Origin of the sequence: Lactobacillus sp. ESL0785, from assembly GCF_029395455.1 — a bacterium.
Lineage (GTDB): Bacteria > Bacillota > Bacilli > Lactobacillales > Lactobacillaceae > Lactobacillus.
Genome location: NZ_CP113916.1, coordinates 686,303 through 698,757, shown reverse-complemented (window position 1 = coordinate 698,757; position 12,455 = coordinate 686,303). Strand labels below are relative to the sequence as shown.

The following is a 12,455-nucleotide window of genomic DNA, read 5'->3' as shown; positions in this document are numbered from 1 at the left end:
CTGTTAATTACCTTTTTCAACCACACCGTTAGTTACCGTATAATTTTTCGACTTATCTAATTGATTTTTAGTTAAATAACCATCATCAAACATATTTTGAAAAGTGATGTCCTTACCTTTTCGGTCTTTATCTTCTTCATACAAATCAGCCTGTGTTTGCAAAGTCGTTTTAAAAGCATCATCGGTTCTATCAGCAGCACTCTGCTTTTGCTTTGTTAAGTTAGGAGCAATAATCAATAATAGCAATACGATAATCGCAATTACAACGACCATTTCAATTAGCGTAAAGCCTTGAGCCTTACGGGTTTTAGCAATAATATTTAACAGATATTTTTTCATTCTTTTTTTCATTTAATAATCCTCCTAAATTTTCTGCATCATTGCATACATCGGTAATAGCAACTTTAAATACATTCCAATAATACATAAACCGATTAAAATAAAACAAAATGGTTGAACATTAACAATTACTTTTTCAATTTTATTAGTTAAATTAATAAACAGACTACGTCCGAGTAATAAACAGCGATTACCTAAATCTGCCTTAGTTGATCCTGTCTCAAGCAACAACAATAATTCATCAGGCAAGAACCGTTCTTTTTTAATAATTTCCTGCAAGGACCGGCCCTTAGCAAGTTGCCGATTAACCCGGGCACCAATATACTGCTGCAACGATCCCTTAGTCTGCTGCGCAGCATATGCACACATTTTTTGCAATGAAAAACCACTCGCTAATAGCAAGCCAACGTCATAAACTAATAAATAATTAACATATAACTTAATCACTGGTCCAATGATGGGGTAATGCGCCAATTTTTTCAGTGAATGGTAGTCTTGTTTATGCAAAAGTGTCATTACCTCAGCCAAATAATACAAAAATAATAGTCCCAATACTAATAAGCCCAGTAATAAGAAGTCACCTGTATGCTCACCTGAATCAGCGAATTGATTCGAAACAAAAGTCTGCATAAAAGCAAGCAATATAATCATCATGATTGTTAGAATAAATGGGTACGACATTTCTGCTTTTAATTTTTTAACTTGTTCATTCTTCAGGCGATTTAATGTTGCTAATTGAGCTAAACAATCCAATAAATTACCCTGCTGCAGTGCCAGATCTATTTGAGTTACAGTTGTTTTGCTAAAGCCTAAAAGTAACATTTGTTCACTTAATTTAGCTCCTTGTTGCATTTGCTTAGCAAATGCAGTCAATAATTTACGCCGTTTTGGCCATAAAATTGGCATTAATTCTAAGCTAGTATTAAGTGAAAAACCGTTGGTTAAACTATTTTGTAAATAATCAAGAAAGACAAGTTGTTCGCTGCTTGTCAAGTTAGCCTTCTTGATATTGCTGGTATATTTTCCCACTAATTTCACCTTTTTCTACTAGCATTTTTAAGTTTTCTTGCCACGCAACAAAATTGCTGTGAACTTCACTATTAATTTGATCTTGCAAAACCACCCCACTAGCAATATCCATTAAACAAGAAAAGCCATTCTGTGTTGGCAGTAAACGTTGGTATGAAATTGCTGTTAGACAATTACTTAATTCATTACGTTTAATTTGTAAACTCTCCAATCGAGAAATTGTCTGAAAAGTGTTTTTAGCATGAACCGTTGCCAAAACCAAGTGACCACTAAGAGCAGCATCAACTGCTAATTTTGCTGTTGCCGCATTTCTAATTTCGCCAATAATCAAAATATCAGGTCGATGACGCAACGCCGCTTCCAGAAGTCGCGAATAACTGATATTAGCTTCCGGATTAACCTGCGTTTGCAAAAAGCTCGCTTCATGAATTTCTACTGGATCTTCAATTGTCATTACCATTTGCTGCTGGCCGACATTTTTTGCCAATTTATACATTGTCGTTGTTTTACCTGACCCTGTTGGCCCACTAGTAATTATCAAACCTCGCCTATGGGTCAGTTCTTTTAGTTGTGTAATTTGCTTAGGTAAAAAATATCGCCCCGAACTAACTTGATAAATAATACGGACAACTAACGACTCACAATCGGTAAAATCTCCCACACTTGACAACCGTAAATAGTACTTATCATTATCATATTCATAAGTTAACGCACCTACCTGTGGCCTGCGGTGTTCAGCAATATCCATTTGTGCAGTATATTTTAGATAATTAATAATCTCCTTACCCTCATTCAAGGTAAAAGTAGACTGATCAGTAATTCCTGCAATTGTTCGCATCTTAACTACTGTTTGTTCAGCACGCAATAAAAAGAACAAATCACTTGCATGAAGCTCAATTGCACCTTCAATTAGAACAGCAATTGCTTCTTTAATTCGCATAAAAAACCTCCTTTACGTTTGTCCTTAATAGTACATACGCAAAAGAGGTCAAAATTTTTTAAGAAAATAAAAAATCACTCCAAACTTTTGGAGTGATTAAAATTTTATCAATTGTTAGTTAGTCTTCATCTGCTGCAGCAGTATAAACATTCTGTACGTCGTCATCGTCTTCTAAGGCATCAACTAGGTTAGCAAATTGTTCTTTCTTATCTTCTGGAACTGGCGTAGTATTTTGTGGAACCATCGTCAGTTCAGCATTAGCAAGCTTGTAACCCGCCTTTTCTAAAGCATCACGTACTTGAGCCAATTGCTTAGGGTCAGTATAGATTTCATAAACTTCATCACTAGTTTGCAAATCATCGCCACCAGCATCCATAACATCTAAAAGCATCTGGTCTTCATCGGCATCAGTAGTTGTTCTATCAATGGCAATATAACCCTTACGATCGAACATGTAAGCAACTGAACCAGTAGCACCAAGTGAACCGCCATTACGCGTAAACGCAACCCGAACTGAAGAAGCAGTCCGGTTCTTGTTATCAGTCAAGGCTTCAACAAAGACAGCAACACCACCGGGTGCATAACCTTCATAAGTAATCTCATCGTAATGCTCGTCTGAATTGCCGTCAGCCTTCTTGATTGCGCGGTCAATGTTAGCCTTAGGCATATTATTAGCATGAGCTTTATCCATTACCATCCGCAAGTTAGGATTCCCTGAGGGGTCAGGACCACCATTCTTTGCAGCCATATATATCTCACGAGATAGTTTTTGGAAAATTTTACCTCTCTTAGCGTCTTGCGCATTCTTGCGGCCTTGAATATTGTGCCATTTTGAATGTCCTGACATAAGAATCCTTCTTTCTTTATTTGTAGTTATTAACGATAATAATCTTAACTCACGGCAGCATAAAATTCAATACTAGCAGCAATTTAGACTGCTTTTTTCTTAAATTTACCAGAAAATCAGCAAAAACAAAAGTAAATTTAAGAAAATCAGCAGTAAATAATTTTATTATTACCCTAGTCAGCTTCACCAATAATGAGTAAAATAGAAAATGTTGATTATTTTTAAAGGAGCGAATTTAAGTGGAAGAAATTAATTCCAACAATAAATATATTTCGTGGCCGGTATTAACCTTAATGGCTTTTTGTACTGTTATTGGCTTAGACGATATCATGTACAACTTCCAAAATCAAGGAATGCCTGTTGTTACCTCATGGATTATCATGTGTATTTTTTATGTGATTCCATACTCTTTAATGGTTGGTCAATTGGGATCAGTCTTCAATAAAGAAGGCGGCGGCCTTTCATCATGGGTCCGTGGAACTGATGGTGAATTTTTAGGTTACTTTACTGCCTGGACATATTGGGCAGCATCTATTCCTTATGCTGTTGACTCAGCCAATACCATCGTTGTTGACATCGGCTGGGCAGTTACCGGTTCTGGCAAGTTTCAGGATCAAATTTCAAACACCAAATTTGCCCTAATGACGTTTGCAATGTTTATTATCTTCATTATTGTTGAACATTATTTTTCCCGTTCAATGGAAATTTTGTCTACAATTGGTGGCGGCATGATGTTAATCATGACTTTCATGTTTGTCTTCTTAGCCTTTGTTGGTCTAACTAAATCTGGTGGCCATATGGCAACGACTAACTTTACTTGGCACTCCCTAGTACCAAAATTTGACATGCATTATTGGACAACAATTGCAATGCTGATTTATGCCCTCAATGGTTGTGAATTAGTTGCGCCATATGTTACTAAGATGAAGAAACCCAAGTATGATTTTCCAAAAGCTATGATTGCATTGGCAATTATGACCATTTTCCTAACTGTCTTTGGTTCATTTGCCTTAGGTATCTACTTTAACGCTAACCATATCCCGAATGACTTAAAAATGAATGGTGAATATTACGTCTTCGAAATGGTCGGACAGCAATATGGTCTGGGCAAAGGATTACTTTATTTATGGTCTTGGACTTCCGTCTTCTATAATGCTGCATTATTAGCAGTTTTACTTGATGCCATGACAAGAATGTTGATTTCTGATACCGGTGATCAGTATATGCCAAAATTCTTACGTAAAAAGAATAAGAGCGGCCTACCAATTAACGGTTATATTTTGACAGTCGCACTTTCAGCCTTTATCATGTTGCTGGGAATTTTCCTACCTAACATGAACGACATTTTTAACTGGTTACTAAACCTGAACGGTATTATTTCGCCGGGTGTTACCTGCTGGATTTTCTATTCTTTCATGCGCATTAGAAAGAATTCAAAGAAATTTCCATCAGAATACGTCTTTATTAAAAACGACAAACTAGGCTATCTCGCTGGACTGTTCTTATTAGTTGTCACTGCCGTTGCTACTATTCTCGGAATTGCACCACTTGATGTTAAGCAATTTAGCAATTATTGGTGGTATGAATTAATCATTAACATCATCGCCGTTGTTGTTTTAATCGGATTAGGTGCAATCTTACCTGGTATTCGACGCCGTGAGGAAGAATACGGCATAGCCTTTAGCCGTGATCAATGGCTTACCATGTTCATTTTGATTATCGGCTCAATCGTCCTTGATCTTTACCTTGGTGGTCATAATATTGGTGCTGCTAATTTGGGTCAATTTAAACTAGGCTTAAATATCATAATTATTTGTGTTGAAGCCGTGCTTGCAATTTTGATTTGCTGGTTAGTCGGCAGAAGAAAACCAAGTAACGCTAGAAATTAGTTGTATTTTAAAAAAGCAGACTCATAATAGTAGTGAGCCTGCTTTTTTTATATTGAATAACTTAAAATTAAGGAGAAATAAATGACTGAAATTCCTTTTAAAGCTGTCGCTGTTGATATGGATGGTACTTTTGAAGATAACAACAAACACTTTGATCATCAGCGATTTGAAAAGATTTTAACCAAATTACGACAGCATCATATTCATTTTATTGTTTCTAGTGGCCGACCATTATCGCGACTACGGAAAGACTTCTATGACTTCTTAGATCGGATTGATATTATTGCCGACAATGGCTCAATCCTGACGCAAGATAACAATATCATTTCCCGGCACGTTTTTACTTATAAGACTGGCATCAATTTAATTAATTTTATTCAACAAAATTATCCTACGACCGAAATAGCTGCTAGTGGTTTAGCACGGGCCTATATTGATAAAAAAGCTTCAATCAAGTTTAAAAATTCCATGCACTTTTTCTATCCTAACGTAATTGAGGTCAATAATTTAATTAAACTGCCGACTAGCGACAACTTAACTAAGTTAACCCTCAATTGTGATGCTCAATTAGCTAGTGAGCTTGAGAAAATGTTTAACCAAAATAGTGGTGAACCGATTCACTGTACTACCAGCGGTTTTGACAATATCGATGTCATGCCTACTCGAGTTAATAAAGGGCAAGGACTAAAATATTTCTTGCGCTACTTCAATGTTAAACCAGAAGAATTGATTGCCTTTGGTGATGGCATGAATGACAAAGAAATGATTGAACTCGCCGGCTTTAGCTACGCAATGAAAAACGGTGATCCTAAACTCAAAGCAATTGCAAAATATGAAGCGCCAAGCAATAATAACATGGGTGTACTGCAGGTTCTAGAAGAATATTTAAAATAAATTTTGTTTTTTCAAGGAGTAAAGTTATATGAGCTACATTGAGATAAAGCATAATTTTAAAAAATATCACACTGGCAACACAGAAGTATTAGCCAATAATGACGTTAATTTTACCGTTGAACAAGGCGAACTTGCGATTATTTTGGGTGCGTCTGGTGCGGGCAAGTCCACTATTCTTAATATTTTGGGCGGTATGGATACCAATACTAGCGGTGATATCATCATTGATGGTCAAAATATCGCACAGTATAACAAACGTCAATTAACAACCTACCGCCGAAATGACATTGGTTTTGTCTTTCAATTTTATAATTTAATTCAAAATCTAACGGCCAAAGAAAATGTTGAACTTGCTTCAGAAATTGTTAAGGACGCGTTAGATCCGGTCCAAACATTAATTGACGTTGGCTTACAAAATCGGATCAACAATTTTCCAGCCGAACTATCTGGTGGCGAGCAGCAGCGCGTGGCAATTGCTCGTGCAATCGCTAAGAATCCTAAGATTTTGCTCTGTGATGAGCCGACTGGTGCCTTAGATTATGAAACTGGCAAGAGTGTCTTAGAAATTATTGCTAATATGAGCCGAGAAAAAGGTGCGACTGTAATTATTGTTACACATAACAGCACTATTGCGCCGATTGCCGACCGTGTAATTCATTTTCACGATGGCCAAGTCACACAAATTGAACAAAATTCCCATCCTGAAGCAATCGCCAATGTTAAGTGGTAAAGAAGGTGAACTTCAATGAATAAAGTGGTTTGGCAAGATTTTTGGCAGTCAATTAAGCATACTAAAGGACAATTTTTATCAATTTTTGGCTTAATGATGATTGGTGCATTTGCACTTGTCGGGCTGATCGTTACTGGTCCTGACATGCGTGACACAGGTAATCATTATGCGCAAACACTAAAAACACCCGATTTAACAATTATCAGCAATTATGGTTTAGACAGGCAGGATACACAGAAAATTAGCCAAGTAATTGGTAGTAAAAAAGTTGAATTTGGCTATATGACCGATACAGTTTTAAAAAATAGTCATGAAAGCTGGCGCTTTTTTTCTAAGCCAAAAAAGATTGGTCATTACGAACTTCGTGCTGGGCGTCTGCCACAAGCTAATAATGAAATTGCCGTTGCTGCTAATTTTCAAAAACGTTATCACTTAGGACAAAAAATTGCTTTTACCGAAAAAAAGTCTATCTTAGGTACAAAAATGTTGCGGCGCCACCAATTTGAAATTGTTGGCTTTGTTCGCTCCAGCCAAATTTTATCAAATGTTAATCTCGGTCAAAGTAACAGCGGCACGGGCGAGTTAAAAGGTTATGCCGTTGTCTTACCCAGTGACTTTAACCAGAGCGTCTATACAACAGCCAATTTAACTTATCGTGATCTACGTGGGCTTGACTCTTATAGTAAGCTTTACGCTACTCGCCTTAACAGGCATAAGCGTACACTTGAGCATACCTTAAAGGCCGCAATTCCTGAGCGCAAGCAAAGAATTGTTGCCGCAGCTAAACACAAGTTAAAAGCGCAAACTACTAAAATCACGGCTGCTAAAGTCAAAATTCAAACTGCCAAGCAAAACTTAATTGCTGCTGAAAAAGAGCTATCTACAAAACAAGCTCAGCTCACCGCTCAAGCGAGTCAAATTAATAATCTTACGCCTGCCGAGCAAAAGCAATTAGCTAGCGCCCAACAAGAATTAACTTCTAAATTGCAATTATTGCAAACTAAAAAGCAAAAATTAGCTCATTCTGCTAGTCAAGCAAAAAGCAAATTAGCATCCGGTGAACATCAAATCAGACAATCTCAAAAGCTGCTTGATAATTTACCAGCACCTACCTATCACGTTTATAATCGGCGGGAAATACCGGGCGGCGAAGGTAACATTGTCTACAGCACCGTAGCTCAAGTTGTCGAAGATCTTGCTAAAGTCTTCCCTATCTTTTTGTATTTCGTTGCGGCACTAGTTACCTTCACAACAATGAACCGCTTCATCGATGAGGAACGAATTAACTCTGGTACCATGAAAGCTCTTGGCTATGACGACTATGTAATCATTAATAAGTTCATTCTGTATGGTTTTCTGGCGGGAACACTTGGCACTCTTGCTGGTATTTATTTAGGTCACACATTAATGCCGCAAATTGTCTATCATGCCTACTATCAGTCTTTGACTTTGCCGCCAATTGAAGAACACTTCCACTGGCAAATCAGTCTAATCGCACTCCTTCTTGCTTGGGTCAGTTCGGTCTTGCCAGCATACTTAACTGCTAGAAATGAATTTAAGGAAAAGCCAGCAGCACTTTTATTACCTAAGCCACCTGCTGCAGGATCCAAAATTTTATTAGAAAAAATACCATTTATTTGGCAGCATCTTAATTTCACCCATAAAGTCACTGCCCGCAATATTTTTCGTTATAAAAAACGCATGTTAATGACAATCTTTGGTGTTTGTGGCTCTGCCACTTTACTTTTTGCTGGTTTTGCCGTTAAAAATTCAATCAGTAACATGAATAATCGCCAATTTAATGACCTAATTCACTACAACTTAATTGTCGCGCAGCAATCACCGATTTCTACTAGACAAAAGGCAGCGCTAAATCACCAACTCAAAGCTGACAGCATCAAACAAGAAATGCCAATCTATTACCAATCGCTAACCAAAATTGCTGGCAAAAACGGTGATACACAAGATATTACAATGATTGTGCCACAAAATAAGAAACAATTTCACCAGTACATGTACTTAGACCAGCGCCGAACCAAACAGCAAATTTCATTAACCAATCAAGGAGTTGTGATTTCGGAACGATTAGCAAGCTTATTAGGGGTCAACCCCGGCGGTCACATTACCTTAACAGACCAAGATAATCACCAACGAACAATGAAGGTGGCAGCAATTACGGAAATGTATATGGGGCACTTCGCAATTATGACACCAGCAGTCTATCAAAATATTTTTGGCAAGAGATTCAAACCCAACGCTAATCTGGTTATTCTCAAAAATGGTTCGCGCAAAAACACTCGCAATATGGCTGCTCAATTTATGAAGTTAGCCGGTGTGAGTGGCGTCGTTCAAAATACAGCAATCAGTCAAGAACTTGATGTCGTTGTTCAATCACTTAATATGATTATGCTCGTATTGATAATTGTAGCGGGGCTACTCGCAATTGTAATCTTGTACAATTTAACCAATATTAATATCGCTGAACGAATTCGCGAACTTTCAACTATTAAAGTCCTTGGCTTTTATAATAATGAAGTGACAATGTACATCTATCGAGAAACGATATTGCTGACTTGTATCGGTATTTTAGTTGGCTACTTGACAGGTGACTTGCTCTACCAATACATTCTCTATGTTGTGCCGCCTGCCAATGTCATGTTCAATCCGGCTCTGTCTGCTAATAGTTTTCTTTGGCCACTGGGCGTTGTTGGCGTAATTACGATTGTCCTCGGCTTTATCGTTAATCATAAATTTAAAAATCTTGACATGTTGGCAGCTTTAAAATCTGTTGATTAAATAAAAAGAAGAATTTCTTAGATAAAAAATCCTTCTTTTTTACTTTTTATAAAGATTGATCAATATGACATTTAATTTCTGCTATCACGGGTACTTTGGCATCGTCATATTCTTGAACAGTCGTCCAGGACTTTTGGGCCAATTCTTGTTTAGCTTGCTGTAAATATTCAAATGAAGTCATCTTTCCATCCTTATTATTAATAATATATAGCAGAATAATAAAAATGTGCTATAATTTTCTCATAGACTTAATGTTACATCAAGCTGTTCTTCGCATTAACTAAAATCAATCATACCTTCCTTTTTAGCGATTGATTTTTAACACATTAATTTACGGAGAATGATTTTTTGGAAAATATATTATCAGTTAAACACTTAAAAAAGACTTACCAGAATGGGGCACATATTTTTAACGCCCTGGTTGATGTTTCTTTTACGATTGCTCAAGGTGAAATTCTTTCACTATTAGGACCCAACGGAGCTGGCAAAACCACTACTGTCTCAATTATTGGCGGCTATTTATTGCCAACTTCTGGGCAGGTCATGATGAATGGAAAAGATATTACTACTGCAAATAAAAGGCCACAAATTGGCGTTTCATTTGGCGGTGAATTAGGATTTTATCGTAATAGTACTGCTAAACAAAATTTGGCGTTTTTTGCCGATTTAGCCAAGATCCCTTATCGTAAGCAAAAATTAGAAATTGCTCGGGTTCTTGACATTGTAGACCTAACGAATGTTGCCAACAAAAAAGTTGGTACCTTTTCAAAAGGCATGACCCAACGACTACATCTTGCTCGTGCTCTTTTAGGTCAACCCAAGTTACTCTTACTTGACGAGCCAACAAGTGGTTTAGACGTCGAAATTGCGCAAAGTATTCGGGGTACAATTAAACACCTAGCTGCTAGTGGTATCAGTATTTTACTAACCAGCCATACAATGAGCGAGGTTGAGACCTTAGCTGACCACATTGTTCTACTTGGTAGTGGTAAAGTATTCGCTACCGGTAGCGTCAACGACATTATTAATAAGGCCCAAGTTAACGAGAGTAAGCACCCTGCTACTCTAGAAGAATCATATTTGACTTTAGCACCTCAACTGCGGAGGAAATAACATGCGCTTTTTACGATTATTTTTCTTCCACGTTAAAGATTACTTATCAGATCAATACTTCGTCTGGCTGACAATTACCAGTACAATAGCTGTCTTTTTGACCCAATATACGATTGCTTATGCTAACCACAACTTAGGTAATCCCATGCTATGGCGACAAAGTGGCATTTTTGGCATGTGGACCTCATGCACTACTGTTGCTGGCTGTATTAATTTTGAACGATATAAGGGAACCCTGCCATACCTCTTAAACAATCAATATGATGAACGGGCAGCTCTCATTACATTATTACTACCCGCATCAGCCTATGGCCTATGTGCCTTTCCCCTTAGCTTTGCCCTAGCAAAATTACTTGGTGTTGCAACCGGCAGAATTGATCTACACTTGCTATTAACTATTTTCTTATTATGGTTGGCGGCAGCAACCATGGGAATTTTGATTGCATCATTTCTAACTTTAACCCAAGATGCAATGGTCTATGAAACACTGATTGGTACTCCCATCGTTCTACTTGCAGGACTTTTTGGTAATCAAAAAATCTTAACTTCATTGACGCAAATATCACAGTGGTTTATTCCCCTTACCTCTCCAGTAGCAACCTTAACCAGACAAGTGGCTTTTAATTGGCCAGCTTATCTTGTTAGTCTTAGCTTATGGCTTCTTGCAATCAAAATTATTGTGCGCCATGTTAATTTCTTAGCCAGAAAGAAAGGAGCACTGAAGATACTATGATTGCTACCCAGTTTTCTGCACTATCCTTTCTACATAATTGGCGTACTAAACTCGTTTACTTTTTCCTAACACCACTAATTGATCTTTCATTACTAATTTTAATCGCTGCGCAATATACTGGGAACTTCAATTGGATGATTGGGATTGCGTCAATTGCAATTGACGCTGCTAGGTTGACCATGCAAACAATGAATGAGTTATTAATTAAAGATGCAACTTTGCGAATTGACTTCGAATTGATTGCTAAACGGCCTTTTAGTCCTCGCTATTGGTTAACTAAGGCTGTCGTTGCTATGATTATTGGAGTTAGCTTAGCTTTAATCAACCTCTGTTTAGTCTTTTGCTTAGGTGCACCGCTAAAGATCATTATTCGGGCCTTAATCTTACTACCACTATTAAATCTTTACGGTGTGATTTTCGGTTTCACTGCTTGGACATTATCTTGGCAGCTAAATGACCCCTATTTCGGGCAAAATTTATTTAGTTCACTAATTGAATTAGTTGCAGGTATCCTAGTTACGATTACTGCTTACCCAACTTGGCTTGAAAGAATCGCCCACTTGTTTCCCTTTTCTGGTCCGATCGACTTTATTAAGTTTGGCTACATTAACTTGACCAATGGGCTAATCATTACTATGATTTGGTTAATCATTGGTGTAATTGCTTACATTTTGCAAATTAAGCCAATTTTACAAACAAGGAGGTACATATATTAATCATAATTCGTCAAGTAAAAATAACAGATAGTTCAGCAATCCAACAAATCAATTATACGCAACTAGGATATAATTATCCCTTAGCTAAAACACAAACTAATTTACAGCATTTACTTGCTGACTGCCAACACCATCTTCTGCTAGTAGCTGAAGAAACTCACACAGAAAAAATTCTTGGTTATGTTCACGTTGAACTTTACCAAGAAACTTATTTCGATCCCATGTTCAATATTATGGCTTTAGCCGTCGACCAAGGACAAGGTATTGGAACCCAATTAATGCTAGCCATTGAGGCTGAAGCTAAAAAGCTGGGTATTAGTACTATTCGTCTCAATTCCAATACTAAACGAACGGGTGCGCATCAGTTTTATCGTAAAATTGGTTATTCCTATGATAAAACGCAAAAGCGGTTTTCAAAGCAAGTTTAAC

General features: G+C 37.3%; 13 protein-coding genes. 8 read left to right on the top strand and 5 right to left on the bottom strand.

Annotation, left to right across the window (positions count from 1 at the left end; all coding sequences use genetic code 11):
* Positions 1-3 precede the first annotated feature (3 nt).
* The 4 genes from comGC to OZY43_RS03370 form a co-directional block, all read right to left on the bottom strand.
* A complete protein-coding gene (comGC, locus tag OZY43_RS03385) occupies positions 4-351 on the bottom strand; it encodes a competence type IV pilus major pilin ComGC (protein WP_277165966.1) in 348 nt (115 codons plus the stop codon).
* 12 nt (positions 352-363) lie between these two features.
* Positions 364-1,368 carry a type II secretion system F family protein gene (locus tag OZY43_RS03380; RefSeq protein WP_277166344.1) on the bottom strand — a complete coding sequence of 335 codons (1,005 nt, stop codon included), beginning with the start codon at positions 1,366-1,368 and terminating at the stop codon, positions 364-366.
* Positions 1,334-2,308, bottom strand: coding sequence for a competence type IV pilus ATPase ComGA (gene comGA, locus OZY43_RS03375; RefSeq protein WP_277165965.1), 975 nt, complete (start codon positions 2,306-2,308; stop codon positions 1,334-1,336). The genes OZY43_RS03380 and comGA overlap by 35 nt, the downstream gene beginning before the upstream one ends.
* Positions 2,309-2,426: 118 nt before the next feature.
* Complete coding sequence (locus tag OZY43_RS03370) at positions 2,427-3,155, bottom strand: YebC/PmpR family DNA-binding transcriptional regulator (protein WP_277165964.1); 729 nt, start codon at positions 3,153-3,155, stop codon at positions 2,427-2,429.
* A 239-nt stretch (positions 3,156-3,394) separates the two neighbouring features.
* On the opposite strand from OZY43_RS03370, the gene OZY43_RS03365 reads away from it, so the two are divergent.
* The 4 genes from OZY43_RS03365 (at position 3,395) to OZY43_RS03350 (ending at position 9,464) form a co-directional block, all read left to right on the top strand.
* Entirely contained in the window at positions 3,395-5,044 is a 1,650-nt protein-coding gene (locus OZY43_RS03365; RefSeq protein WP_277165963.1) for an amino acid permease, read from the top strand.
* An 81-nt stretch (positions 5,045-5,125) separates the two neighbouring features.
* Entirely contained in the window at positions 5,126-5,938 is an 813-nt protein-coding gene (locus OZY43_RS03360; RefSeq protein ID WP_277165961.1) for a Cof-type HAD-IIB family hydrolase, read from the top strand.
* Between the two features lie 28 nt (positions 5,939-5,966).
* Positions 5,967-6,668 (top strand): ABC transporter ATP-binding protein, encoded by a 702-nt coding sequence (locus OZY43_RS03355; protein WP_277165960.1) that lies wholly within the window; start codon positions 5,967-5,969, stop codon positions 6,666-6,668.
* A 15-nt stretch (positions 6,669-6,683) separates the two neighbouring features.
* A complete protein-coding gene (locus OZY43_RS03350; protein ID WP_277165957.1) occupies positions 6,684-9,464 on the top strand; it encodes an FtsX-like permease family protein in 2,781 nt (926 codons plus the stop codon).
* A 46-nt stretch (positions 9,465-9,510) separates the two neighbouring features.
* On the opposite strand, the gene OZY43_RS03345 is transcribed toward OZY43_RS03350, so the two are convergent.
* Entirely contained in the window at positions 9,511-9,645 is a 135-nt protein-coding gene (locus OZY43_RS03345; protein WP_277165955.1) for a hypothetical protein, read from the bottom strand.
* 167 nt (positions 9,646-9,812) lie between these two features.
* On the opposite strand from OZY43_RS03345, the gene OZY43_RS03340 reads away from it, so the two are divergent.
* The 4 genes from OZY43_RS03340 to OZY43_RS03325 are packed head-to-tail and all read left to right on the top strand — an operon-like array spanning position 9,813 to position 12,454.
* Entirely contained in the window at positions 9,813-10,577 is a 765-nt protein-coding gene (locus OZY43_RS03340; protein WP_277165953.1) for an ABC transporter ATP-binding protein, read from the top strand.
* Between the two features lies 1 nt (position 10,578).
* On the top strand, positions 10,579-11,310 hold the full coding sequence (locus OZY43_RS03335; protein ID WP_277165951.1) for a multidrug ABC transporter permease: 732 nt from the start codon (positions 10,579-10,581) through the stop codon (positions 11,308-11,310).
* Entirely contained in the window at positions 11,307-12,026 is a 720-nt protein-coding gene (locus tag OZY43_RS03330; protein ID WP_277165949.1) for an antibiotic transporter permease, read from the top strand. The genes OZY43_RS03335 and OZY43_RS03330 overlap by 4 nt, the downstream gene beginning before the upstream one ends.
* On the top strand, positions 12,020-12,454 hold the full coding sequence (locus OZY43_RS03325) for a GNAT family N-acetyltransferase (protein ID WP_348535305.1): 435 nt from the start codon (positions 12,020-12,022) through the stop codon (positions 12,452-12,454). The genes OZY43_RS03330 and OZY43_RS03325 overlap by 7 nt, the downstream gene beginning before the upstream one ends.
* The last annotated feature ends 1 nt before the right edge of the window (position 12,455 follow it).

Coding starts and splice junctions, on each gene's coding strand:
- OZY43_RS03330 (WP_277165949.1), top strand. CDS start 11,307: ATGATTGCTACCCAGTTTTCTGCACTATCCTTTCTACATAATTGGCGT.
- comGA (WP_277165965.1), bottom strand. CDS start 2,308: ATGCGAATTAAAGAAGCAATTGCTGTTCTAATTGAAGGTGCAATTGAG.
- OZY43_RS03335 (WP_277165951.1), top strand. CDS start 10,579: ATGCGCTTTTTACGATTATTTTTCTTCCACGTTAAAGATTACTTATCA.
- comGC (WP_277165966.1), bottom strand. CDS start 351: ATGAAAAAAAGAATGAAAAAATATCTGTTAAATATTATTGCTAAAACC.
- OZY43_RS03355 (WP_277165960.1), top strand. CDS start 5,967: ATGAGCTACATTGAGATAAAGCATAATTTTAAAAAATATCACACTGGC.
- OZY43_RS03360 (WP_277165961.1), top strand. CDS start 5,126: ATGACTGAAATTCCTTTTAAAGCTGTCGCTGTTGATATGGATGGTACT.
- OZY43_RS03345 (WP_277165955.1), bottom strand. CDS start 9,645: ATGACTTCATTTGAATATTTACAGCAAGCTAAACAAGAATTGGCCCAA.
- OZY43_RS03370 (WP_277165964.1), bottom strand. CDS start 3,155: ATGTCAGGACATTCAAAATGGCACAATATTCAAGGCCGCAAGAATGCG.
- OZY43_RS03350 (WP_277165957.1), top strand. CDS start 6,684: ATGAATAAAGTGGTTTGGCAAGATTTTTGGCAGTCAATTAAGCATACT.